This window comes from Lentilactobacillus rapi DSM 19907 = JCM 15042 (assembly GCF_001436255.1).
Taxonomy (GTDB): Bacteria; Bacillota; Bacilli; order Lactobacillales; family Lactobacillaceae; genus Lentilactobacillus; species Lentilactobacillus rapi.
Genome location: NZ_AZEI01000076.1, coordinates 103,805 through 128,693, shown reverse-complemented (window position 1 = coordinate 128,693; position 24,889 = coordinate 103,805). Strand labels below are relative to the sequence as shown.

28 protein-coding genes and 1 other annotated feature are annotated in these 24,889 nt (G+C 42.3%); of the genes, 2 read left to right on the top strand and 26 right to left on the bottom strand.

The genetic code is table 11. The annotated features are described in order from the left end of the window. Positions 1-13: 13 nt before the first annotated feature. Both FD12_RS08790 and FD12_RS08785 read right to left on the bottom strand, forming a co-directional pair. Complete coding sequence (locus FD12_RS08790) at positions 14-1,726, bottom strand: DAK2 domain-containing protein (RefSeq protein ID WP_056982695.1); 1,713 nt, start codon at positions 1,724-1,726, stop codon at positions 14-16. Positions 1,727-1,760: 34 nt separating this feature from the next. Then, entirely contained in the window at positions 1,761-2,123 is a 363-nt protein-coding gene (locus tag FD12_RS08785; RefSeq protein ID WP_054746656.1) for an Asp23/Gls24 family envelope stress response protein, read from the bottom strand. 222 nt (positions 2,124-2,345) lie between these two features. Here FD12_RS08785 and rpmB point away from each other — a divergent pair, with 222 nt between their 5' ends. Next, complete coding sequence (rpmB, locus tag FD12_RS08780) at positions 2,346-2,531, top strand: 50S ribosomal protein L28 (RefSeq protein WP_008856832.1); 186 nt, start codon at positions 2,346-2,348, stop codon at positions 2,529-2,531. Between the two features lie 154 nt (positions 2,532-2,685). On the opposite strand, the gene FD12_RS08775 is transcribed toward rpmB, so the two are convergent. From FD12_RS08775 to gmk, 11 genes are all read right to left on the bottom strand, one after another. Beyond that, positions 2,686-3,348: a thiamine diphosphokinase gene (locus tag FD12_RS08775; protein ID WP_056982693.1), complete on the bottom strand. Its 663-nt coding sequence runs from the start codon at positions 3,346-3,348 to the stop codon at positions 2,686-2,688. Further along, positions 3,349-4,002, bottom strand: coding sequence for a ribulose-phosphate 3-epimerase (rpe, locus tag FD12_RS08770; protein WP_054746657.1), 654 nt, complete (start codon positions 4,000-4,002; stop codon positions 3,349-3,351). It abuts the gene before it with no gap. A gap of 11 nt (positions 4,003-4,013) precedes the next feature. After that, positions 4,014-4,904, bottom strand: coding sequence for a ribosome small subunit-dependent GTPase A (rsgA, locus tag FD12_RS08765; protein WP_056982691.1), 891 nt, complete (start codon positions 4,902-4,904; stop codon positions 4,014-4,016). Between the two features lie 71 nt (positions 4,905-4,975). Continuing rightward, positions 4,976-7,039 carry a Stk1 family PASTA domain-containing Ser/Thr kinase gene (pknB, locus tag FD12_RS08760; RefSeq protein WP_056982689.1) on the bottom strand — a complete coding sequence of 688 codons (2,064 nt, stop codon included), beginning with the start codon at positions 7,037-7,039 and terminating at the stop codon, positions 4,976-4,978. After that, positions 7,032-7,781, bottom strand: a complete 750-nt coding sequence (locus tag FD12_RS08755; protein WP_054746658.1) for a Stp1/IreP family PP2C-type Ser/Thr phosphatase — start codon at positions 7,779-7,781, stop codon at positions 7,032-7,034. The genes pknB and FD12_RS08755 overlap by 8 nt, the downstream gene beginning before the upstream one ends. A 14-nt stretch (positions 7,782-7,795) precedes the next feature. Then, positions 7,796-9,133: a 16S rRNA (cytosine(967)-C(5))-methyltransferase RsmB gene (rsmB, locus tag FD12_RS08750; protein WP_054746659.1), complete on the bottom strand. Its 1,338-nt coding sequence runs from the start codon at positions 9,131-9,133 to the stop codon at positions 7,796-7,798. After that, positions 9,134-10,078, bottom strand: a complete 945-nt coding sequence (gene fmt, locus FD12_RS08745) for a methionyl-tRNA formyltransferase (RefSeq protein WP_054746660.1) — start codon at positions 10,076-10,078, stop codon at positions 9,134-9,136. It lies immediately after the preceding gene. A gap of 18 nt (positions 10,079-10,096) precedes the next feature. After that, on the bottom strand, positions 10,097-12,496 hold the full coding sequence (priA, locus tag FD12_RS08740; protein WP_056982688.1) for a primosomal protein N': 2,400 nt from the start codon (positions 12,494-12,496) through the stop codon (positions 10,097-10,099). Positions 12,497-12,526: 30 nt separating this feature from the next. Then, positions 12,527-13,741 carry a bifunctional phosphopantothenoylcysteine decarboxylase/phosphopantothenate--cysteine ligase CoaBC gene (gene coaBC, locus FD12_RS08735; RefSeq protein WP_056983113.1) on the bottom strand — a complete coding sequence of 405 codons (1,215 nt, stop codon included), beginning with the start codon at positions 13,739-13,741 and terminating at the stop codon, positions 12,527-12,529. Between the two features lie 256 nt (positions 13,742-13,997). Beyond that, positions 13,998-14,210, bottom strand: a complete 213-nt coding sequence (gene rpoZ / locus FD12_RS08730; protein ID WP_008856842.1) for a DNA-directed RNA polymerase subunit omega — start codon at positions 14,208-14,210, stop codon at positions 13,998-14,000. Between the two features lie 2 nt (positions 14,211-14,212). Then, positions 14,213-14,827 (bottom strand): guanylate kinase, encoded by a 615-nt coding sequence (gene gmk, locus FD12_RS08725; protein ID WP_054746661.1) that lies wholly within the window; start codon positions 14,825-14,827, stop codon positions 14,213-14,215. 173 nt (positions 14,828-15,000) lie between these two features. On the opposite strand from gmk, the gene FD12_RS08720 reads away from it, so the two are divergent. After that, positions 15,001-15,306: a hypothetical protein gene (locus tag FD12_RS08720; protein ID WP_054746662.1), complete on the top strand. Its 306-nt coding sequence runs from the start codon at positions 15,001-15,003 to the stop codon at positions 15,304-15,306. Between the two features lie 79 nt (positions 15,307-15,385). Here the strand turns inward: FD12_RS08720 and recN are convergent, their stop codons facing one another. From recN to rplU, 13 genes are all read right to left on the bottom strand, one after another. Beyond that, positions 15,386-17,083, bottom strand: coding sequence for a DNA repair protein RecN (recN, locus tag FD12_RS08715; RefSeq protein ID WP_056982686.1), 1,698 nt, complete (start codon positions 17,081-17,083; stop codon positions 15,386-15,388). Positions 17,084-17,105: 22 nt separating this feature from the next. Beyond that, positions 17,106-17,564: an arginine repressor gene (gene argR / locus FD12_RS08710; RefSeq protein WP_056982683.1), complete on the bottom strand. Its 459-nt coding sequence runs from the start codon at positions 17,562-17,564 to the stop codon at positions 17,106-17,108. A 38-nt stretch (positions 17,565-17,602) separates the two neighbouring features. Further along, positions 17,603-18,415: a TlyA family RNA methyltransferase gene (locus tag FD12_RS08705; RefSeq protein WP_056982681.1), complete on the bottom strand. Its 813-nt coding sequence runs from the start codon at positions 18,413-18,415 to the stop codon at positions 17,603-17,605. Next, positions 18,415-19,308 (bottom strand): polyprenyl synthetase family protein, encoded by an 894-nt coding sequence (locus FD12_RS08700; protein WP_054746663.1) that lies wholly within the window; start codon positions 19,306-19,308, stop codon positions 18,415-18,417. The genes FD12_RS08705 and FD12_RS08700 overlap by 1 nt, the downstream gene beginning before the upstream one ends. Continuing rightward, the gene (locus FD12_RS08695) at positions 19,292-19,567 is read right to left on the bottom strand and encodes an exodeoxyribonuclease VII small subunit (protein WP_056982680.1); all 276 of its coding nucleotides are present in this window, start codon (positions 19,565-19,567) and stop codon (positions 19,292-19,294) included. Before FD12_RS08695 ends, FD12_RS08700 begins: the two co-directional genes overlap by 17 nt. Beyond that, on the bottom strand, positions 19,560-20,927 hold the full coding sequence (xseA, locus tag FD12_RS08690) for an exodeoxyribonuclease VII large subunit (protein WP_056982678.1): 1,368 nt from the start codon (positions 20,925-20,927) through the stop codon (positions 19,560-19,562). Before xseA ends, FD12_RS08695 begins: the two co-directional genes overlap by 8 nt. Next, positions 20,917-21,783 (bottom strand): bifunctional 5,10-methylenetetrahydrofolate dehydrogenase/5,10-methenyltetrahydrofolate cyclohydrolase, encoded by an 867-nt coding sequence (locus FD12_RS08685; RefSeq protein ID WP_054746665.1) that lies wholly within the window; start codon positions 21,781-21,783, stop codon positions 20,917-20,919. The genes xseA and FD12_RS08685 overlap by 11 nt, the downstream gene beginning before the upstream one ends. Before the next feature lie 73 nt (positions 21,784-21,856). Further along, positions 21,857-22,270 (bottom strand): transcription antitermination factor NusB, encoded by a 414-nt coding sequence (gene nusB, locus FD12_RS08680; RefSeq protein ID WP_056982675.1) that lies wholly within the window; start codon positions 22,268-22,270, stop codon positions 21,857-21,859. Beyond that, positions 22,270-22,710: an Asp23/Gls24 family envelope stress response protein gene (locus tag FD12_RS08675; RefSeq protein ID WP_054746666.1), complete on the bottom strand. Its 441-nt coding sequence runs from the start codon at positions 22,708-22,710 to the stop codon at positions 22,270-22,272. The genes nusB and FD12_RS08675 overlap by 1 nt, the downstream gene beginning before the upstream one ends. 38 nt (positions 22,711-22,748) lie before the next feature. Then, entirely contained in the window at positions 22,749-23,309 is a 561-nt protein-coding gene (gene efp, locus FD12_RS08670; protein ID WP_056982673.1) for an elongation factor P, read from the bottom strand. Positions 23,310-23,469: 160 nt separating this feature from the next. Further along, positions 23,470-23,763: a 50S ribosomal protein L27 gene (gene rpmA / locus FD12_RS08665; protein WP_008856855.1), complete on the bottom strand. Its 294-nt coding sequence runs from the start codon at positions 23,761-23,763 to the stop codon at positions 23,470-23,472. 26 nt (positions 23,764-23,789) lie between these two features. Continuing rightward, a complete protein-coding gene (locus tag FD12_RS08660) occupies positions 23,790-24,125 on the bottom strand; it encodes a ribosomal-processing cysteine protease Prp (protein WP_054746667.1) in 336 nt (111 codons plus the stop codon). 24 nt (positions 24,126-24,149) lie between these two features. Further along, complete coding sequence (gene rplU / locus FD12_RS08655; protein ID WP_054746668.1) at positions 24,150-24,458, bottom strand: 50S ribosomal protein L21; 309 nt, start codon at positions 24,456-24,458, stop codon at positions 24,150-24,152. An 18-nt stretch (positions 24,459-24,476) separates the two neighbouring features. Continuing rightward, positions 24,477-24,553: a sequence feature (ribosomal protein L21 leader region), on the bottom strand. Positions 24,554-24,889 lie beyond the last annotated feature (336 nt).

Below are 24,889 nucleotides of genomic sequence, written 5' to 3'. Positions count from 1 at the left end.
TTTTAACAAGAACTTATTCAACGGAAATCAAGAATGGATATACCGGTTGATCTCCTTCATGAACCTCAATTTCTAATTCGTCATCCATCTCGGAAACGGCTGTTTGAACCTGATTTGCTAAGGACTCATTGGCCCCATCACCCCAAATGACAGTAATTGCCTCACTGTCATCATCGAGCATTTTGGCAACCATGTCAGTAGCAGTTTTGACAAGATCATCACCCGTCGTAACAATATCACCATCAACAATTCCCATGAATTGATCCTTCTTAATCGAAAAACCATTGATTTCAGTATCCCGGATGGCTGTCGTTACTTGACCAGATTTAACTGTACTTAAATTGTCTTCCATCGATTCTTGATTTTCATCGAGCGAACTTTCAGGATTGAAGCCAAGCATGGCCGTAATTCCTTGAGAAATCGTTTTGGAATGAACGATCACTGTTGGAATATCTGCTACTTTGGCAGCTTGTTCAGCCGCTAAGAAAATATTCTTATTATTAGGTAGCACGATGGCTTTTTTAGCATGAGTTTCATTAATTGCGTTGACAATATCCTCAGTGCTGGGATTCATCGTTTGCCCACCACTTACAATATAATTAACCCCAAGGCTCTTAAACAGGGTGTTTAACCCCTTTCCTGACGATACAGAAATCACGGCAGTATCGGATTGTGGCTGGCCACCATTCAAGCTTTCGGCTTTTTGAACAGCGGATTTATCATTGTCAGAAGTTTCTTCATCATTTTCAATGATCGTTTCCTGTTGGAGCCGCATATTATCGACCTTTACAGTTGCCAAGTCACCGAATTCTTGACCCCAAGCAAGGACTTTGCCAGGATGTTCAGTGTGGACGTGAACCTTCACAATGTCTTCATCGTTCACCACTAAGAGTGAATCACCCAATTTTGCGAGATAATCGTAAAAAGTCTGGTAATCGAACTTATGGTCAACTTCGCGACCCTTACCGATTCGAACCATGATCTGGGTACAATATCCATACACAATATCTTCTGGATTCAACTTGCTTTGAACACTTTGATCGGCTGCATGGATCATTTGATTTAACTCGGCGTCATTAGGCTGGTGTTCACCGCTTTCAGCTTCACTACGGCCATTAAGCACGTCATCGAACGCCTCCAAGACAAACACTAATCCTTGACCACCTGAGTCAACAACTCCCACTTGTTTTAAAACGGGCAACAAGTCAGGCGTTTTTTCCAACGCTTTTGTTGAACTTTCGTAGATGGCATCCATTACGGCAACCACGTCATTGGTCGTGGCAGCCTTCTTTTTTCCAGCTTGAGCGGCCATCCTAACGACCGTCAAAATAGTTCCTTCAGTGGGTTTCATAACTGATTTATAGGCAGTCTCTGTCCCCACAATAAATGCATCAGAAAGGTCTTGAGCACTTAGAGTTTCCTTGCCCTCAGTTGACTTTTGGAATCCTCTGAAGATCTGCGATAAAATAACCCCGGAGTTTCCCCGGGCACCCATTAACAGGCCTTTAGCAAGCGCGCCAGCAAGATCACCGACGTTAGTTTTGACGTCTTTATTGACATATTTATAACCACTTGCCATCGATAGACTCATATTTGTGCCGGTATCGCCATCAGGAACTGGAAAAACGTTTAAAGAATTAATGAATTCAGAATTTTTATTTAATTTGTTTGCTGCTGCTTGAACCATTGCCGTAAATTCGGTATTGGTAATTTTTGCTACTTTCAACTACTTGTCCTCCTTGGTCAATATCAGTAATCAATTAGTCGTTTAGTACTTGAACGCCCTGGACAATTACATTGACCGAATTTGCAGTTACTCCAAGCATGCTCTGCAGATTGTACTTAACTTTTGATTGAACATTTTTAGAAATTTCAGAAATTTTGTTACCATACGCCACAATAATATAAACGTTAATGATGATATCATTGTCGTGCTGCTTAACTTCAACGCCTTTGAAATAATTTTCGCGGTTTAAGATGACGTTCACGTTGTCTCGCAGTTGATTGCGGCTGGCCATTCCGACGACGCCGTAGTTATCGGTTGCGGCGCCACCCACAACATTGGCAATGACATCATTATCAATGTCAACTGTTCCGAACTTAGTTTTAATTTTGACGGCCATAAGTTACAGCCTCCTTGATTTTAATCTATTACCTATAACGATAGTTAATATTACCACAATCAGGCCAAAAACCAAAGTAAACTTAACTAGCTTGAGTGTTCCTGTCAAGTATAATTACTTGAAAGAAAAGTATTGCAATGTCGGGGTAGATATGATAAATTGTTCTAGTGTAATGAATCAGAAAGTAACACTAAAATTGCAGAGAAGGGAGATTTGTTACCCATGGCTAAAGATTTTATTAATGGCAAGCGTACTCATTTTGGCAACAAGCGCTCACACGCTTTGAACTCAAGTCGTCGTAGCTGGAAGCCAAACTTGCAAAAAGTTCGGATCTTAGTTGACGGAAAGCCAAAGAAAGTATGGATTTCTGCTCGAACTCTTAAATCAGGTAAAGTAACACGAGTATAACACTCAACGGATCGATTAGTAGTCGGTCTTTTTTTGTGGCGTGAGATAAGCCGGTGGAACAAACAATTAACTAAAGGGTCTCCAAATTGAAATTCAGAACCTGAATTTCAGTTTGGAGACCCTTTAAATATTCGGTCATATAGTCAATTGGAATTTAATTGAATCGATCAATATCTTTACTCTGAATCACACACATGACGCCACTGCCAAATTTAAACCGAGCCTTGTCACCAACAAACTCATTGCTGGCCAGTGAAATGGGCCGTTTAACTTGGTAGTCATCCAACTTGTATTTTTCGTCAAATAACGTCAAGTGATCCATAGGGGTTAAGGCCACGAACGCCAAATACTTCTTGTCAGGTTCTTTCGTGATGGTATACTCCCCAGGCAGAAAAAAGGTGATCGTATTTTGTTTGTCGATCATTCTAATTTTTGGCGCGTATTTTTTGAACCGGGGTTCCAAGACCATCCACAGATTAGCCAAAAAATGGTCCAATCTTCCGCCGGTGGCACCGTAGATATCCAAACGGTCAGCGTGATGTTCTTCAATGGCAACTTTTAGGCCCAATTGCGTATCCGTATCGTCCTTTTCAGGAATCGATTGGCGAATATCGCTGACATGATCCTTCATTAATTGATATTCTTCCGGTTTAAGTGAATCAAAGTCACCAATCGCAACTAACGGATCAATGCCCATTTTGATGAGATGGAGGTTGCCACGATCGATGCCAATCCAGTTTCCTTTTATCTCACCGTTTTTCAATTGTTGTGGCCACAGATCGATTGGTCCGCCAACCAGTAAGTTTAATAATTTCATTTATTTTGTGGCGTCCTTTAAAGCTTGAATTCTTGAAACCGGATCATCGTTATCAAAAACATATGAACCCGCAACAGCAACGGTCGCACCTGCTTGATAAGCGCCGACAACGGTTGAGTCGTTTACCCCACCATCGATTTCAATGTCGAAGTCCAGGTTTTGTTGCTTTTTGATTTCGTTTAATTCAGCAATTTTCTTAACCGTTTCTGGTAAGAACTTTTGGCCACCAAAGCCTGGGTTAACAGTCATGACAAGCACTTGGTCGACCATATAAAGAACAGGGGTAATGGCCGCAACTGGGGTCCCTGGGTTGATGACAACTTCTGCTTTAACCCCTTTATTCTTAATCATCTGGAGTGCCCGATGAATATGGGGAGTGGCTTCAGTGTGAACACCAATAATATCGGCCCCTGCATCGGCAAAGTCTTCGACGTAACGTTCCGGAGATTCAACCATCATATGAACATCCAGCGTCATATCAGTAATGGGGCGAATGGCTTTTACCCAGCCAGGGCCATATGACAATGCTGGCACAAATGCCCCATCCATAATATCAATATGTAAGAGCTCTGCGCCACCCTTATCCACCATTTCGATGTCTCGTTGAAGGTTCACATAATCTGCGCTCAAAATTGAAGGTGCTACTTTAATCATTATTAACTTCCTCACTTTTTATAAATTGGTTTACGATTCCTGATATCTGTATATAACTGAAGGTAATTTGCATATCGTGATTTCATGATTGTCCCGGCACTCACTTGACGCTTCACTTCACAATCCGGTTCATTAACGTGAACACATCCCCGAAATCGACATTTTACTGCTGCTCGTTTAAATTCAGGGAAATAGTTGGCTAATTCACGGTAATCAATCTCTAGTGTATCATATGAAGAAAAGCCAGGCGTATCAGCAATTAAGCCATCATTAACTTGAAGTAACGCAACTTTTCGAGTTGTGTGTTTTCCACGATTCAGGGCAGCCGAAATTTCTCCAGTCTTTAACTGGAGTTCCGGTGCCAGATGATTGAGCAGCGTTGATTTTCCGGCACCAGTTTGCCCCATAATGACATTCTCTTTGCCGGCAAATAACTGTCGCAGTTGATCTAGTGATGACGGATCAAATGCCTGCTCCGGAAAGATGACTTCATAGGGGACGGCCCGATACCCCTTGGCAATCGTTTCTAAATGAGCCCGCTGTTGATCAGTTAACAAATCCGTCTTGGTAAAATAAATTATGGGTGTAATGCCACTAATTTCTAACGCAATCAGTTGACGGTCCAACAGATTGCTTGAAAATTCGGGTTGGACAGCGGCGGTTGCGACAATTGCCTGATCAATATTTGCAATTGGTGGCCGAACCAAAGAATTCTTTCTTGGTAACATGCTCAAAATGTAACCCTTATCGCCATCTTCAATTTGAAACTCGACGTCATCGCCAACCAACGGCGTAATCTTACGTTTTCGGAAATTCCCCCGTGCCCGTGTCCGGTATACCTTCCCCTCAGAGTGGACATCGTAAAATCCACTTAGGGATTGAAAAATCTTTCCCTTTGTCAATTCATCACCTCGATAAAAAAATTACTTCACCTATCATTATAGGAGAAGTAACTTTAATTTGCAGTAATTAATTATTGAGAATCTTGCGTAACGTTGTTATCTCTCAGAATTGTTTTGCCATCACGAACAACTTTGTAACGGCCAACCTCATTCTTCGTCAATTTAAATGGCAAGTTCACAGCTGTATCTTTAGTGATCACCATCTGTTTGTAAATCGTTGAAAAGTCATGATCGTGATCCTTTAAATAGATAAACACAACATTTTCGCTACTACCACTCGTTGCTTGGGCATCGCCTGAACTATCAGACGGGGTATCCGCACTGGGGCTGCCAGTCAACGGCTGAGAACTACTTTCGGCGTCACTATTGGCATCAAAGTATGGAATCGTGATTCGAACGTTGAAACTCTTCAAGGTATCCTGTTTGCTACTCTTTGATCCTCTGGATAACCAAACAGCAACGTTGCCCCCTTGTTGAATCACTTCATTGGCTCCTGGGGACTGGCGAACAACGCGTCCCTTAGGCTGATCATCAGAATAGACATAGTCAAAGGTTGGATTAATTTCTTCCTTGTTGGCATAACTCACAACCTGAGCCTTGGTCATCCCAGTCAGGTCTTTAAGGGTAATTTGCTTAACCCCGGTTGAAACCACAAATGTCAAAGTGTGCTTAGCCGGATTCAGCTTAGCCCCCGACCTGAAGTCTTGTTGTAAGATCCGACCTGATTTGAACGTGCCAGATGGGGCATTGCGCTTGCGAATTTTAAACCCTTCCCGTTCGAGGCGGTCTTTGACTGAGTTGTAGTTCTGGCCGACGTAATTACCAACGCGGACTTTCCGCGGACCAGAACTTACCACAAGGGAAACTTTGGTGTTTTTCTTAATCTTAGTATTCTCCTTGGGGTTAGAAGAAATTACCCGATTACGGTCGACGGTATCACTACTATGGTACTTAACCTTACCTACTTGAAGATCGGCATCCTGAAGCTTTTGGGATGCCTCTTCCTCAGTTGTGCCCGTGATGACTGGGACAGTTGTTCGACCATTGGCAGTCACAATCATGACAAAAGCAGCTAAGAGCACCAGTAGTCCTAAAATAGCGGCGATAATCAACCGACGGCGCTTTTTCTTTTTAGACGTCGACTTTTTGGGCGGCTGGTCTTTTGAAGCTTGTTTAGCTGGTTCGCTTCGTTGACTAGCCTGATCATTAGCTGAGGCAGACTGGTCTTGGAGCGGTGGGAACGGCATGACCCGGGTTGCTTCGTTCAAGTCAGATTTTTTCTCAGGCACAACAAATCGTGGTTCATTGGCTCTTGAACGATCAAGCGATGTGTTTAAGTCGTCAGCCAGCTGATCGACGGTTGCATAACGGTCGTTTGGGTCTTTTGCAGTCGCTCGTAAGACAACGTTTTCCATTGCCTGGGGGATTCTTGGATCAAAGTCACGGACGGATGGAATCGCTTCTTGAGAATGCTTAATTGCAATTGAAACGGCCGTATCCCCTGTAAACGGTACCTTCCCTGTCAACAGTTCATACAAAATGATTCCCAGTGAGTAGATATCTGACTGTTCGGTTGCAACCTGGCCCTTAATCTGTTCTGGTGATAAGTAATGAATGGAACCAATAATTGAACGGGTCTGAGTCATTGTATCTTCGGTACCGGCCCGAGAAATTCCGAAATCAGTAATTTTAATATAACCATTTTTATCAACTAAAATATTTTGCGGCTTGAGGTCTCGGTGAATGATGTGGTGGCGATGGGCTTCACTAACAGCGGAACAAATCTGTTCCATAATGTTGACCACTTCAGCATATGGAATCGGAAAATGGTCACCAATGTACTTCTTAAGATCTTCACCATCGATGTACTCCATGACCAAGTATTGCATCCCCTCAACTTCATCAACATCATAGATGCCGACAATGTGGGGATTATCCAGTTGGGTTGCCGCCATTGCTTCGTGCTGGAACCGTTTCTTGGCTTGCGGGTTATCCCGAAAGTCCAATCGCAAAAGTTTAACGGCGACCTCCCGTTTTAAAATGAGATCCTTGGCCAGGTAAACGTCAGCCATACCACCTTCACCAAGCCGGCCAATAATTTCATAACGGCCATTTAACACATACCCTTTATTCATCGGTTTCCACCTCCGAATCGTATTGAGCAATTAAAACGGTGATGTTATCTAAACCTCCGTTTTGATTTGCAATGGATACTAACAAGTCACATTTATCCTGTAAGCTTTCATCCATCGCTAGAACTTTTTCAATATCGGTATCATCGACCATATTAGTGAGTCCATCCGTGCAGAGGAGAATCTGATCATTTGGGGATGCAGTATGCGGTTTGAAATCAGCAACAGAATCATCGTTGATACCAAGGCTTTTCGTAATGATATTTTTATAAGGATTATTTTTGGCTTGATCGGGGGTCAAATCACCATGCTTAACCAACTCATTCACATATGAATGATCTTCGGTAATCTGAGTTAATTGACCATCCGAATAGACATAGCCCCGACTGTCGCCAATATTGGCAATCAAACCTTGTTTACCGTCGATCAGAGCGGCAACAATTGTTGTTCCCATCCCATGGAGCCGACTATTCGTATTTGATTCTTCAATAATCGTCGTATTTTCTTCAGTTAATTTATTCTCAAACCAGGTTTCCAGTTCGTCCAGACTATCGATGTCAGTTTGTTGAAAGCTCTCTCCAAAATGAGTCACGACCATCTGAGAAGCTACTTCGCCGGCGTTATTGCCCCCGATGCCATCGGTAATAATGGCGAGGACTAACCCCTTTTTGTTTGAAAATGCGCCGACAGCATCCTCGTTCTTGTCACGAACTTTACCTGTCGACGATTGATACGCAATTTGCATGTAAATCAACTCCGTTACGATTTCCTTACTAAAGAACTAACAAAGAAGCCATCAGAACCATAGTCATCGGGATAGATTTTAAGCATTTGATCGTCATGATTATGATCAAGATCCAAAGCGGTTTGCGTCTTGACTACCTCAAAATTTGGATGAGCTGCAATGAATTGATCAATGACATCTTGATTTTCTTGGTTAACAATTGTACAAGTGCTATACGTAATCATACCACCAGTTTTAACCTTTGGGGCAATGGCGTTTAGAATTTGCAGCTGAATGGTACTGAGTCGGTCAATGTCTTCAGGCGTCTTATCATAACGAATTTCTGGTTTTCGCCGTAATAATCCAAGTCCCGAACAAGGTGCGTCGACTAAGATCTGGTCGAATAGACCATCGTTAAACTTTTGATCAACTTTTCTAGCATCTAGCTCAAAGGTCTCAACTTGTTTTTCAACTCCCAGCCGGGTCGCGTTACGTAACACCGTCTTTAGTTTATTCTTGTGAATATCGAGGGCGAAGACTTTCCCACCGTCCAATCGACTGGCAATTTGGGTCGTTTTCCCACCCGGAGCACTGCAGGCATCCAAAATGGTATCATCAGCGGCAATCTTCATCGATTCCACCGGCAACATAGCGCTTTCATCCTGAATAGTCAATAAACCATCTTTGAAAAATGAACTGTGAACAATCTGGCCACTTTTAACGATGATTCCTTCACTGGCAACCTCACTATCTTCAACATCATAGCCATCGGCGTTGAGTTTGGTCATCAAATCAGCCTTCGTTGTCTTGGTTGAATTGAAACGAACCGATTGTTTGGGAGCCATGTTCAGTGATTGCAAAATTGCCTTGGCTTTTGGCTTTCCAAGTTGATCTTGTAACATTGTGACTAACCAGGTTGGCACACTGTAGGCAATCGATAAGCGCTCAGTTACATCTTTGATGGCATCAACTTCAGGAGTCCCCTTACGATCCATTTGATGTAGGATTCCAGTCACGAACCGTCTCGTCCCATCGTGGCCCATCGATTTGGCAATCTTGATGGTTTCATCAAAAATGGCCCGTTTGGGAACGCGGTCTAGATATTCCAGTTGATACATTGCTGTGTATAATAATTCTTTGACCCAGGTCTCTGTATTTTGAGGCTCGCGAATGAATGGGCTAAGCTTGTATTGGAGCGTGAGCCGATGTTGGATGACCCCATAGACGATATTGGTAAATAATGCTTTGTCTTCTGGTTTCATTGAAGTTGACTGAATCACCGCATTAATTTGTAAATTGGAATATGACCCCGTACTGGTTCTCACTAAGGTTTCAACTGCAAGTTGACGCGGATTGTTCGTTTTGTATTTCATTTATTTAATCACCTGTTGACCAACTTTTAACGATTGGCCGCTTCCATTTAAATAGTCTGTAATTGCTTGTTTGGGTTTGCCGGCCGGTTGAACTTCCAATAAGGAAAGCACACTGCCATTGCCAGCCGCTAAGTATAAATCATGTTTATCCTTTTTGACAACTGTTCCAGGGACTGCGGTCGTTGAATCGTCTGTGACAGCGGTTTGCCAAATCTTGACCCGTTTGCCATTTAACATTGCATAGGCTCCCGGATCTGGTCGTAAAGCTCGAACTTTGGCGTCCACTAAAAAGGCAGACTGATTAAAATCGAGTTCTTCTTCCTCTGGCTTAATGTTTGGCGAAAAGACAACCTTGTCAGCATCTTGAGGTGTCGCCTGGATATCTCCGGAAATGATTTTTGGTAAGGTTTGTAGGAGCACATCTCGACCAACGATGCTTAGCTTGTGAAACATGGATTCGGTATCGTCATCATCTTCTATCGGGATGGCTTTTTGTGCCAAGATATCGCCGGCATCCATTTTTTTGACCATGTAAATTAAACTAATGCCGGTCTCTTTATCGCCATTCATGATCGCGTATTGTACCGGTGCACCACCACGGTACTTGGGTAATAACGAACCATGAACGTTGACAGCCGCAATTTTGACGGCATTTAACATCTTTGTTGGTAAGAATTGGCCATATGCGGCGGTGACGATGAAATCAGGATGCAGATCGATGACCCGCTGCATTTCTGCGCTGCCGCTTAATTTAGCTGGTTGAAAAACGGGGATTTTGAGACTCACAGCCAGCTTTTTGACGGGTGTTTGTTGAATCCGGTGTTTTCTGCCAACCGGCCGATCCGGTTGAGTGACTGCTGCTACAACATCATAATCGTTGTCAACGAGCCCCTGCAGAACTGGAACAGCAAATTCTGGAGTCCCCATAAATACTATGGTTGTCAAATTAATCGTTTCCTTTCATTACATAAAATCGAGTGGTTCATTATCAATTGCAATCTGTAACCCATGACGTTGCTTTTTCTGTGAATCAACTAAAATTTGATCCAAAGTCTTTTTTAAATTGGGTTCTTTTCGATACTTAATGATGATTTGATAGTAATACTGATTATTAATCCGAGTAATGGCTTTAGGCGTTGGTCCGAGGATAATCGCCTGCTTAGATAAATTATCCTTCAAAAAGGTCAGAATGCCAAACATTTCTGAAGCCGTTTGATTTTCACTGGGCGAATTACCCGTCAATTTAACGGTGAAATAGTATGGCGGGTACTTGCCGTCATGGCGAACGCGCATCTCAGTCGCATAAAATCGTTCATAATCCTGGGTTTTAGCCAATTGAATGGCGTAATGATCCGGATTAAACGTCTGAATAATGACTCCACCAACTTTATCAGCACGCCCCGATCGACCGGAAACCTGGGTAAGGAGTTGGAAGGTCCGTTCACTGGAACGAAAATCCGGAAACTGAAGCGCAGAATCGGCATTCAGCACCCCAACCAAAGTGACTTCCGGGAAATCCAGCCCCTTTGCAATCATCTGAGTGCCAAGCAAAATGTCAGCCTTGTGGGCGCCAAACTTATCAATAATGGCTTCGTGTGACCCCTTTCGCCTGGTGGTGTCGACATCCATTCGTAGCACCCGGGCAGTTGGAAATTGATTTCTCACCTGTTCTTCTAATTGTTGGCTGCCAACCCCATAAAACCGAATTCGTTTACTGTGACATTGTGGGCAAACGGATGGAATCGGTTCCTTATGGCCACAATAATGGCAATCCAGGGTATGAGTGTCTTTGTGAACCGTCAGTGAAATATCGCAATTGGGGCACTTGGGAACATAACCGCAATCTCGACACATCAAAAACGACGAGTAGCCACGCCGATTTAACAATAGAATAATTTGTTCATGTTTTTCAAGCCGGTCAGAAATTGCATTCGCAAGTTGGTTCGATAGGATGCTTTGATGTTGTGCCATTTCGGTTTTCATATCGACAATCGAAACATGGGGCAAAGCATGGTGGTTAATCCGCTCAGGGAGAGTCAAAAATCGATAGACTCCCTTCATTGCCCGCGCCCGTGACTCTAATGATGGCGTGGCGCTTCCCAATACGACTGGGCAATGGTTGTAAGCAGCCCGCCATTTGGCAACGTCACGCGTCTGATAGCGGGGATTATCGGCCTGCTTGTAACTACTATCGTGTTCTTCATCGATAATGATCAAGCCAATATTGTCTAAGGGCGCAAAAACTGCTGACCGCACGCCGACAACCACTTTAGCTTGGCCGGAATTAATCCGCTGCCATTCATCGTAGCGCTCACCATTGGATAGCGCGCTATGGAGCATGGCAACCTGATCACCAAACCGGCTCCGAATTCGCCCAACAATTTGTGGCGTTAAAGTAATTTCGGGCACTAACATCAATGCTGTTCGCCCGGTTTCAAGGGCGTGGGCAATCGATTGGAGATATACTTCGGTTTTGCCGGAGCCAGTGACCCCTTCCAATAAGAAGACGTCATTTTTTCGATCACTCACATCAATATTAATTTGGTCGACAGCTTTTTGCTGATCAGCATTTAGATGGAGGGGGGTCGTGTGGGCAACGGGTCTTAGAAAGGGATTTCGAACGTGGCGCTTCAGTGTGGCCTTTACCCAGCCTTTTTGTTCACCCGTTTTAAGGGCTGAAGTTGTCACTCCAGCAGCTGTTAACTTACTTTGTAAAAAAGTTTCACCTGGGTGTTGCCTCAAGATATCGAGTAATCTGATTTGGCCGTTTGCATTTTTTCGAACACCTGCCAGCTCACCAGAGATTTGGTCTGGCTTCAGCATTGCTTGGTAGGCTTTCATCATGATTGGTCGCGCGTGTTTGGTTAAATTATATTCCACCCGAATTTTTCCCTGACGCTCTAGTTCGAGCACTTTTGTGACAGATTGGTTATCTAAACTTTGACGATTATAATCGACTTCATGTTGACCATGGAATATTTTTGGATAAGCCGCTACAACTGAATCCTCGGTTGCAATTAACCGTTTCTGATTCTTCGTTCGCATGCCACCAGGTAGCATGGTTTGCAAGCAGCTGATTTTAAACGAATAGGTTTTGTCAGCCATCCAAGTTGCCAGCTGAAGAAGTTCTTTGTTGATCACGGGTGCCAAGTCAATCAGCGAATCAATTGGTTTTAATTTACCGTCAAATGCCGCTTTGTCTGTGATAGCAACCACAAAACCAGTGATTTTTCGGTTGCCAAAAGAAACGGCCACTCGCATTCCAGGAACAACCTGGTCAGTCAGGTAGTCAGGAATTAGATAGCTGTAAGGATTATTAGTTTGGCGAGTTGGGATATCAACGATGACCTGTGCAATCTGCAAGGTTAGGCTGCTCCTTTCATGATGTCGATTTTATTCATTAAACGAGAATTTGTTTGCAAGAATCGTAATCAGTTCATTTGCGACGGCACGCTTGCTTTCAAGAGCAGTCTTAGTTTTTTCACCGTTTGCAAACAAAAAAGTGACCTGATTATTTTCGGAATTAAAGCCAATTTGGTGATTGGAAACATCATTGGCAACAATCAAATCCAACTTTTTAGCAGCAATTTTTTTAGTTGCGTTTGCCAGTAAGTCATTTGTCTCCGCAGCAAATCCGACAATGACCTGATTAGGTTCTTTGGATGCAGCAACTGTCTTCAAAATATCAGGATTGCGGACTAATTGAAGGGTCATGGTTTCATTATTAGCCGTTTTTTTAATCTTTTGGGTTGCAACCGTTTTAGGTCGATAATCGGCCACAGCTGCGGCCATAATTAAAATGTCGGCAGTTGCAAAGTTTTGTTGGACTGAAGTCAATAATTCAGCGGCTGTCTGGACACGAACCAGTTTGACGTTAGATGGCGTCGGCAGTGCCGCATTTGCAGAAATTAAAGTCACGTCGGCACCAGCAACTTGAGCTGCTTCGGCGATCGCATACCCCATTTTCCCTGAAGAACGGTTTGTTAAATACCGAACTGGGTCCAATGGTTCTTGGGTCCCGCCAGCAGTCACAACGATCCGCTTGCCAGCTAATAGTTGACGCGGAGATTCATATGTATGATCAATCCATTCAAAGATTTCAGCTGGTTCCGGCATCCGGCCACGGCCAGAATAACCTTCAGCTAAAAAGCCTTCTGCTGGCTGCATGATGTGAATCCCATGGTCAGCTAGAGTCTGTAAGTTAAATTGGGTGGCAAAGTTAGTCAGCATGTGGGTATTCATTGTCGGTACAACAAAAATTGGCGTGGTCATTGCTAATAACGTTGCCGTAAGAACATTGTCAGCAATTCCATTAGCCATCTTGGCAATGGTGTTTGCCGTTGCCGGGGCAATAATGGCAAGATCAGCGTCATCTGCAAGTTGAACGTGTGGAATCGTTTTGGGATCATCACCGCTAAAATCACTGGTGATAACGGCATTTTTGCTCAAAGTTTCAAAAGCGAATGGCGTCACAAATTGTTGAGCGGCCTCACTCATCACAACATGAACATCGTTGCCGCTTTTAACAAGCAGTCGAGTTAGGGTTAAGGACTTATATGCCGCAATACTGCCAGTCACAAATAACACAACGTTTTTATTTTTTAACAATCGATTCACCGCCATTTCATTATTCAATCTTTATTGTACCAAACATTTTCTTGGTAATTAAAATAATCTCTTTCGATCCAAGAACTCTATGCCAATAACAAAGCGCAATGTCAAAGGATGGCCTGTTCTTAAAGTCTGCTGATCTTAATTATTTAACGAAGAAGGACAACCATTCCAAGATCCGGAAATGATTGTCCTTCTTCGCTAAATTCTGGAATCAAGTCTCCTTATCCCAGTTTCGCCTACTTAAACTTAATTAGTTAAAATCTTTTTCTTTTGGATCAATTTTTAGCACACCGGCAGCAATTTCTTCTAATGCCTTACCATCGGACTTTTGTGATTTATAACTGTCTAATAATGGTTTGGCGCCTGCGTCCAATTCATGGGCACGTTTGCTGGCAAGCATAATCAAAGAATAACGCGAATCAATTTGATCCAACAACTTATCAACTGATGGGTAAAGTAACATAATTAATCTTCTCCTAACATTGATTCATAATCGGGCATCACCCGAGCAACTTTTAATCGTTCACTTCTAATAATTGATTTAATTCGATCAACGGCATAAGGAACTTTGTCATTCAAAACCGCATAATCATAATTTCGCATCATGCTGATTTCACCAACGGCCTTTTTAATTCGGCGGTTGATCACATCCATTTCGTCAGTCCCTCGACCAATTAACCGGTGCTTTAATTCCATCAGGTCTGGTGGGGTTAAGAACACAAATACGGCATCAGGACAATTAGCCCGAACCTGCATGGCACCATTCACTTCAATCTCCAAAAAGACATCTTTACCGGAATTCAACGTTTCATTAACATATTTTAATGGCGTTCCGTAGTAATTGTCAACGTATTTTGCGTATTCAAGCATCTCACCATCTTGAATGTTCTTCTCAAACTGTTCTTTCGAAACAAAATAATAGTCGACACCATTCTTTTCACCAGGGCGGGGCTCCCTGGTCGTCATCGATGTTGAGTATTCAAAATCGACATCTGGTTCTTCAAACAGCGCTTTTCTGACTGTTCCCTTACCAACTCCTGATGGACCTGACAAAACAATCAACATTCCTCTTTTAGCCATTGAAAAAATCCCTTCAATTATTTATAGTACCGATAATTATCGCCCTTTTTCCTTGATTTGACAAGTATTATTACCGGTTAATCTGATTCTATTGCATATTTTAAATTTGGTCTTGCAATTTCGAACAGTTGTTCGTATAATGAAACTACAAACAAACGTTCGGGGTGAACAAAATGCAAAACAAACAATCCTATTTATCGGAAATCACTAAATCTGTTAAAGACAATTACAACCGTTTCTTTGATCTGGTGACAGACAATACCCAGGTCAAACAAATGCCAACCTTTCAATTAGACGTCTACATTGATAAAGCTTTAAGTCAAAAGTTCCCAATTATCGTCCAATTTAACGATCATACGCCCGATTCAGCTGGCTATCTTTCAAAGATTAGTGATCGTCGCTTTTTAATTACATCTGCTGACAATCACTTTACGCGAATTTTCTCGATCAATGAAATCCAAGCAATCAAAAAGTTTTAAATGACAATCTCAAGCACGTAACATTAGGAGCGGCCAATTAAATGTGGTCGCTCCTTTTCAATCTCCAAAACAGCAAAGTTTAATCCTGACTAATTTTAACCTTTTCCTCGTCCGCGAGATTCAGGAGTTCTTGAGCATGCTCCTTAGTTAATTTGGTGACAGCAGTTCCGGCCAACATTCGGGAAATTTCCTTCACACTCTGCTTGGCAGTCAGTTCGGTAATCGTCGTAGTGGTTCGGTTGTCCGTTACTTTTTTTTCAATGAAATAGTGATGATCACTCATTGCGGCAACTTGTGGGAGATGCGTAATACATAACACCTGAGACTTGGTTGAAATCGTATAGATTTTATTACCAATTGCCTGAGCGACCCGACCGGAGACACCTGTATCCACCTCATCAAAAATGATCGAAGTGACCCCGGCAGCCCTTGCAAACATCGTTTTTAATGCCAACATAATACGAGACAGTTCCCCACCAGAAGCTGATTTAACCAGGGGTAACATTTTTTCTCCCGGATTGGTTTGAATATAAAATTCAACCCGGTCAGCACCCAGTCGGTTAAGTGCGGTATTTTGCTTGATGTTTACTTCAAAAACAGCCTTATCCATGTATAAATCCGCTAATTGGTGATGGACCGCATTTTCCAATTCCTTAGCAGATTTGCGCCGGATATCACTGATTTTTTTGGCATCTTTGATCAGGGATGCTTTGATCGTGGTTAATTGCTCGTCAAGATCTTGATCTTCACTGACCGTTCCAGACATATCCGCTAATTCTTTTTGAATTTTTTTGAGATATTTCAGAATTTGGTCGACAGAATCACCATACTTATGTTTCAACTGATAAATCGTATTTAACCGTTGTTCAACTTGATCAAGTCGATCCTGATCAAACTCTAAGCTGCTCAACTGATCAGAAATTTGACTGGCAACATCTTGAAGTGTAAAAAACGCCCCGGATAAATTGTCAGAAATTTGCTTGTAGTCTGGATCTAAGTCTTCAATTTCTTGCATTGAACTCATTGCTGATCCAATTGAATCCAAAGGTCCCGAATCGTCACCGTTGATTCCTTCATAGCTGCTCAGTAAGGAATCATGAATTTTTTGAAAATTGTTGAGATGATCACGTTCAGCCGTTAGCTCGGTATCTTCATTTTCATGTAAGTCAGCGGCCTCAATCTCTTTAATTTGGAATTTCAGCATATCCACCCGTTGGGCCCACTGTTTTTCATTTTGATGCTTTTTCTCGTTGAGCGCCCGAAGCTTGATGAATTTGTCGTACTTTTCTTGATAAGAACTTAAAATTGGTTGCAATTCGTCTTCTGCAAAATCGTCCAGTAATTGAATATGCCGTTCCGGCTTCATTAGTTCCTGGTGTTCATTTTGTCCTTGAATGTCGACAATGGTTTCGCCAATTCGTTTCAAAGATGCAATATTGACCATAATCCCATTAACCCGACAACTATTGCGCGCGTTTGCAAAAATTTCGCGTTCAATAATCACGTTACCATCGCTGTGATCAATCCCAAGGTCATCTAAAACAGCATATGTAGGATTGTCATTATGGAGGATGAAGTTACCCTGAATGACCGACTTTTTCGCGCCGGTTCGAATCAAATCGTGGGAACCACGGCCACCAACCAGTAGCCCGACCGCATCAATAATAATCGATTTGCCGGCACCGGTCTCGCCAGTTAACACCGTCATGCCTGCTTGAAATTCAATGTCTAAATGTTCAATGATCGCAAAATCAGTAATTGATAGTTCAAGTAACATAAATTAACCCTTTCAATGATTGTTATTCGGTACTGAGCATATTGTTAATTTGATTACGGAAACTGAGCGTATCCGCTTCTGTCTTGCAAATAATAAGAACAGTATTATCATCACCAATTGTTCCAAAAATCTCACTGTAGTTCATTTGGTACATCAGGCTGGAAATAATTGGTCCACTACCGGGTAGGACCTTTAAAAAGACAAACTTGTCCTGGGAATCGACTGAAACAAATGAATCCCGGATTGTTTGAACTAATTTTTTCTCAGTATCAATATTCTTTTGAGTTGGCAGGCTGTATCGATATCCGCCAGTCACTGAGGGAACCTTTACCAACTGCATATCTTTAATGTCCCGGGACACTGTTGCTTGGGTCACTTTGACGCCCTGCTTTTCCAGCAAGGTGACAAAATCTTCCTGCCGCTGAATATTATTGCTTGTTAATAACTGTTTAATTAATCTTTGACGTTCTTTTTTGCGCATACCTTCACCCCCGGAAAATCTGTTAAAGGGATGGATTTTTATCCCTTTAATTCAGAATAAGCGTTTTCAATCACTTTTTCAATTGAAACATTATCCGCCATGATGGGATTTTCGACAGATCTTAGTGCGACTAAAAATTCAATATTACCAGCGCCACCCTTAATTGGTGAAAAGTCCAAATGTTCGACCGAGTAGCCTGTGGCAACTGCAAAGTTAAGGATCTTTTCCAGGACCATTTTATGGACAGCTGGGTCACGGACAATTCCATGCTTGCCAACGTTACTTTTACCAGCCTCAAACTGAGGTTTAATAAGCGCAACGACTTGACCGTTTGGGACCAGAATCGTTTTTAAGACTGGGAGAATTAACTCTAGTGAAATGAAAGAAACGTCGATTGAAGCAAACTGGGGCTGGCCATGGGTAAAATCGGCCGGTTTACTGTAACGAAAGTTTGTGTGCTCCATTACAACAACGCGAGGGTCTTCCCGCAGCTTCCAGACCAACTGATTACTGCCAACGTCTAATGCATAGCTGAGTTTAGCCCCATTCTGGAGCATCACATCAGTAAATCCACCAGTTGAAGACCCAATATCCAGAACGGTCAAACCCTTGACATCAATGTTGAAAACATCCAAGGCTTTCGCCAGCTTCAAACCACCCCGACTCACATAAGGCATTGGTTTACCCTTTAAATGTAACTCAGTATCAACTGGAATTTTTGTTCCCGGTTTATCCAACCGTTCTTCATTGTCACCAAGAATTTCGCCAGCCATGACTGCCCGTTTGGCTTTTTCTCGGGTATCAAATAACCCTTGTGTTACCAATAAAACATCCACTCGTTGTTTTTCCATTACTGTTCGTCCTTAAGTTCAAAATAGTTACAAAATTCAGCCAAAAGAGTCGTGTCGACTCCTAATTTTTGACTGGCAATGGTCAGTGATTGACGGGCATCTTTGACCGTTTGGTTAAGCGCCGCCCTTGCGCCAGCCAACCCCAAAAGATTAGGATAAGTATTTTTGCTGGCATCCTGATGAACAGGCTTGCCAATTTGCTGTTCGGTGCCCACGACATCCAAAATATCATCGTAAATTTGGAAGGCGGCCCCGTATGATTCAGCGAACGCCAAAAGATCAGAACGATCGTCGGGGGAAATGCCACCAATGATTAGCCCAGCGTTGATCGCGTATCGAATCAACGCACCCGTTTTATGCTTATCTAATTTCTGAAGTCCCGCCAGTGATAGTCTGGTCCCTTCAAAATGAATATCGTCAGCTTGACCAGAAACCATTCCTTCAGGGCCAGCCGCCTTGGCAAGTTCAAGCGTCAACTCAGAATGAACTTCTGCAGGCAACTGATTATCAACCAACCATTGAAAAGCCAGTGCTTGTAAGCCATCGCCAGCAAGTGTGGCCATCCCTGCTCCATAGACAACGTGATTGGTTGCTTTGCCTCGCCGAAGATCATCATTGTCCATTGCAGGCAGGTCATCATGAATTAATGAGTAGGAATGCATTAATTCCAATGCACAAACGGCTTTTAAGACGTCTTGTGTGATGGGCTTGTCGAAAATGGATAGCACCGCCAGCGTAAAAAGCGGTCGCAACCGTTTGCCACCGGCGTTAACCGAATAGCTCATTGCTTCTGCGAGGGTTTCTTCATCGGTATCAGCTGGAATTTGAGTTTCAAGAAAACGATTAATTTTTGGAAGCCACTCAGATTGGAATACGTTAAGCTTGGTTGCCATTACTATCACCTTTTTGATTATCAGCGTCGTCTGGACTTTCGAAGGAAACTTCATTACCATCTTTATCCATCATTTTAGCCATGGTGTGTTCAGCCTTGCTTAAAGTGTCCTGGAGTTGTTCGCTTAATTTAATGCCAGTTTTAAACTTTTCCATCGAATCTTCAAGGGAAACATTGCCCTGTTCCAACTGATTGACAATGGTTTCCAACTGATCCATTTTTTGTTCAAATGTTTGATTCTGTTCTGGTTTATCAGCCATCTTGATTGTCTTCCTTTTTGGTTATTTTCGATACAGTTGCTTCAACAATACCATCACTAAAGTGAACCTTAATTGCTTTTGTATTAAGTTGGGCAACCTGACTAATGAATTGATCTTTTTCATCGGTTGTAAATGTATAGCCTCGACTTAAAATTTTAAGTGGGCTTAAATGGTCTAGCGACGCTACCAGCATCTGATACTGTTGCCGGTTATTTTTAATCGTTTGAATTGCGGATTGCTTTAATCGTTGCTGAAGTGCACTCAACTTTTGTTGTTGTTCCTTAATTGTGTACGTTGGCGCCACAAGCCGTAATCTCATGTTCAGATCGGCAAACTTTTCTTTCCGTTTGCTTGTAATCTTATCTGATTGATTATACAAATGTTGGACCAGCAAATCCAGTCGCTGCGAAAAACTTTCATAAATTCTCTGAGGAGTGGTGAAAACAGTTGACTGCTGTAATCGTTTCAAGCGCAATTTCTCTTGCTGGATAATCTGATAAGTGGCGTTAATGATTCGATTTTGGGTTGTCTTTAAATCCACTAAGACCTGATCCAAACGAGGGACAGCTAGTTCAGCTGCAGCAGTTGGTGTTGCGGCCCTAACGTCGGCAACTAAATCAGCAATTGTGGTATCCGTTTCATGTCCGACAGAGGAAATGACTGGGATCCGACTCCCAACGATTGCGCGGGCAACCCTTTCTTCGTTAAATGGCCAGAGGTCTTCGATTGAACCACCACCACGGCCAACAATCAACGTGTCAAAATTGCCGAGACCGTTCACTCGATGAATTTGGTTGACGATATCCTCACTGGCTTCATTTCCTTGAACCAACGCCGGAAACAAAACGATTTGAGCAATGGGATAACGCCTGCGAACGGTTGTGATAATATCTCGGATCACTGCACCACTGGGAGAAGTCACGACCGCAATTCGCTTGGGAAACTTTGTTAACGGCTTTTTGGGTAAATCGAATAATCCTTCATCAGCAAGCTTCTTTTTAAGTTGCTCATAAGCTTGGTAGAGTTGGCCAACCCCATCAGGTTCCATGCGGTCAACGTAAATTTGATAACTACCTGTTGGTTCATATAATGAAATGTGACCAACCACCAACACCTTCATCCCTTCTTCAGGCGTGAATTTGATTCTATTGAAAGCTGACTTAAACATAATGGCGCTAATCTTGGCATGATCATCTTTCAAACTAAAATATTGATGGGCATTTGGCCGCAACCGAAAATTAGAGATTTCACCCGTTAGATAGACTTTTGATAAGTATGGATCAACGTCAAATTTTCTTTTAATATATTTAGTTAAGGCACTAACGGTCAAATAATCGCTAGTGACAGAATCATTTACCACTTTGACTACTCCATTCTGCTAAATCAACACTTTGTTGCATGAGGGTTGCAATGGTCATTGGGCCCACACCACCTGGGACTGGGGTAATATAACTTACCTTATCAAAAAGATCGTCATAATCAGTATCACCAACCAAGTGACCTGCTTCATTAATGTTTTGACCAACGTCGATAACCACTGCCCCTTCCTTAACCGCATCTTTCGTTAAGGTATGTAAATGACCCGTAGCTGAGACAATGATATCTGCGTTCTTTGTGTATTCAGTAATGTCCCTGGTAAACCTGTGAAGAATCGATACACTGGCACCGGCATTTAACATTAACGCTGCCATTGGCTTGCCGACAATGGCACTTCGTCCGATCATGACTGCATTTTTCCCTTTTAATGAAATATGATATTCATCAAACATCGTCATGATGCCCTTAGGGGTGCAAGAAACTGGAAATTCGGTTGTATCATTCAAATATAACTTTCCAACATTGATTGGATGAAAACCATCGACATCCTTTTCAGGCAAAATGGCGCGGGTGATATCTTTTTCATTAATCTGATCAGGAAGTGGATCTTGAACTAAAATACCGTGAACTGCGGGGTCCGCATTGTAACTTGCAATCAATTTTAACAAGTCTGCTTCTGAAGTATCCGCTGGCAATTGTTTGACGGTTGAATTAATTCCCAATCGTTTAGCTGTTCGGTTCTTATTACGAACATAACGTTCACTTGCCGGATCATTTCCAACAATGACGACGACAAGCCCTGGGGTAACCCCAAACTGCGATTGTAATTCTTCTACCCGTTTGCTGGTACGTTGGTTCAGTTTCTTTGCAAGTGCCTTACCATCAATAATCGTTGCCATCGAAAAATCTCTTCCTCTCTTAATAACATCCAGTGTCGTATGTACAAAAAAATAGACTTACAGTTGTGTAAATCTATTTTACCAGTTCTTCTAATGCATGTGACAAAATCCCGTTAACAAATTTACGAGAACGGTCATCACTGTATTTTTTTGCGAGTTCGATCGCTTCGTTAATAGAAACCTTTGCGGGTAAATCATCAACATACATCATTTCATATAAAGCAATTTCAATAATAATCAAGTCCGTTTGGGCAATCCGATTGAGTGACCAACCAGAGATCAAATATTTTTCAATCATTTGATCGATTTCAGACTTGTGCTCTAAAACGCCTGCGATGAGCTGATGAAGATAGCTTGGGTACTCATCTCCATATTGACCATCAGTCAGGACTTGATAAAAATCTTTCCAGTCGGTTTGTTCATTTGTATTAAGCGCGAATAATGTTTGAAATGCAAGCTCGCGAATATGATGTCGTGTTAGTTCCACTAATTCTCACCGTCTTCTTCATCGTCAGCAGCAAAAGGATCGTTCGGGTCAACAGTGCTGGTGGTCTTTTCAGGAACGACACCTTGAACGTGTACGTTGACTTCATGAACCTTTAATTCGGTCATAAAATACAATTGTTGTTCAACTTGGCTTTGAATTTGTAAGGCAACCTTAGGGACAGAAACCCCATAATTCAAATAAACGTAAATGTCGACTGCGAGTTCCTCGTTAGTGTAAGTTAACTTAACACCTTTACTATGCTCTTTGCGGCGACCAAGTAACTCGTTAACGCTATTGGACAGAGAACCTTGCATCCGATTAACGCCATCTACTTGAGTTGTTGCAACCCCGGCAATAATTTCAAGGACATTAGGGGCAATTTCAATTTTTCCCAACTCTGGATCGTTGGTATGAAGTGCAATATTCGTATCTTCAGCCATATTAAAGCCTCCGTTTTCAATCAAATCAGTTAACCTGATTATGCTCTGGAAATATAAGTACCATCAGTGGTGTTGATGACCAATTTGTCACCTTGATTAACGAAGAAAGGTACTTGTAGCGTCAAACCAGTTGTCATTGTTGCGGGCTTTGAACCGCCTGATGCGGTATCACCCTTGATCCCAGGTTCAGTAGAAGCAACTTCGAGGGTAACCGTGTTCGGTAATTCAACCCCTAAGGTCTCGTTGCCATATTGGATAACGTTAACTTCCATATTTTCTTGAAGATAGTTCAATTCTGCTTTGATTTGTTCAGCTGGAATTGAAATCTGATCATACGTATCCATATCCATGAATACATGTTGGTCACCATCTGCATAAAGATACTGCATGTTACGGGTATCAATTTGAGCTTGTTCCATTTTTGCACCAGAACGGAATGTTTTTTCCTGAACAGCACCTGTTCGTAAGTTCTTAAGCTTTGAACGAACAAAGGCGCCACCTTTACCAGGCTTAACGTGTTGGAAACTTAAAATTCTCCAAATTGCACCATCAACTTCGATGGTCAAACCATTCTTAAAATCAGCAGTCGAAATTGCCATTTTTGTTCCTCCTAAATGTAAAGTAACAATCCTAATTATATAATACTTCGTCCCTAAATATCCAATTATAATGAATTAATCCCGAAAATTCGATTAAAAAAGCTGGGAAGCAAAACCACCGTTTTGTCCCAGCTCTTCATTCATTCAAGATTTAAAAGTACTACTTAGCAGCTTCAGCAACTGGATAAACTGAAACCTGACGCTTGTCACGGCCTTTTCTTTCAAAGCGTACGACACCGTCAACTAAAGCAAACAAAGTATCGTCGTTACCACGACTAACGTTGTTACCAGGATAAATATGAGTACCGCGTTGACGATAAATGATTGATCCACTGTGAACTGATGAGCCATCAGCAGCCTTTGTACCTAAACGACGACCAGCTGAGTTACGACCGTTGGCAGTTGATCCACCACCTTTATGGTGAGAGAAGAATTGTAAGTTCATTGCTAGCATAAGGTTACACCTCCGAATAAGTTTATTTAATTTGCTATGTTTAATTTAATATATTGACTATAACTTGAAGCTATGTCAGTCATGCCGCCTTGAAAGGTATTAAGAATTGCATCTGCTTGAATACGTTTCTTTGAATCGGCGGTGACGGGAATATGAACCGACAGATAACCGCCATTTTTGTCATCACTATCAACATCAACATCCATGCCAGCAACCTCTTGAAGGCCGTTAACCGTTGTGATGCTCAACACTGAAACAGCAGAGCAAACGATGTCTTGCCCATATTCGCCGGCATCAGCATGACCAGTGATCGTAAAACTACTCACGTGATGATGGTAATGGTTAATTGTTGCCTTGATCATCTGTCAGTCACCTCAAATATAAAATTAAGCGTTGATTGAATCAACAACAACCTTGGTATATGGTTGACGATGACCCTTCTTTGAACGTGAGCCCTTCTTTGGCTTGTAACGGAAGATTGTAATCTTCTTTTGACGACCCTGTTTTTCAACAGTTGCAGTAACAGATGCGCCATCGACTAATGGAGCACCAACCTTAACTGAATCGCCACCTACCATTACAACTTGGTCAAAGGTAACCTTGTCGCCTTCGTTTGCGTCTAATTTTTCAACGTAGATTGCGTCGCCTTTGGAAACCTTATATTGCTTACCGCCTGTAGTAATAACTGCGTACATATTGTGCACCTCCTTATATTTTATGCTTAGACTCGCCGATACAAAGCGCCCTTTGCAGGAACTTTATGGCTCGAATCGAGCGGTTGTAGCTGTGGAAGCCACAATTACAACGTTACTAGTATACATAATCGCTGGTGCTTCGTCAACCTTAGATATTGTAAGCCTATATATAAAGAAAAATTGGGCAAAAATTTGCCCAACCTCTTTGGGGAAATCCAACTGATTGATGGATTAAGCTTACAGCAAAAAGCCGATTGCAAATGATGTCAACAAACGAGTCAGTTATTTAAACCCACGATATTCCACTCGTTTATCCACACTCCATAATTAAATTTGCTTTTTGCCTCACGCTATTTTCTTGACGCTAAATGTTTGCCGTTCCCCCGTATGGATGTTGAAGAGTCAGCAAAATATTGAAAAATTCCACTTGC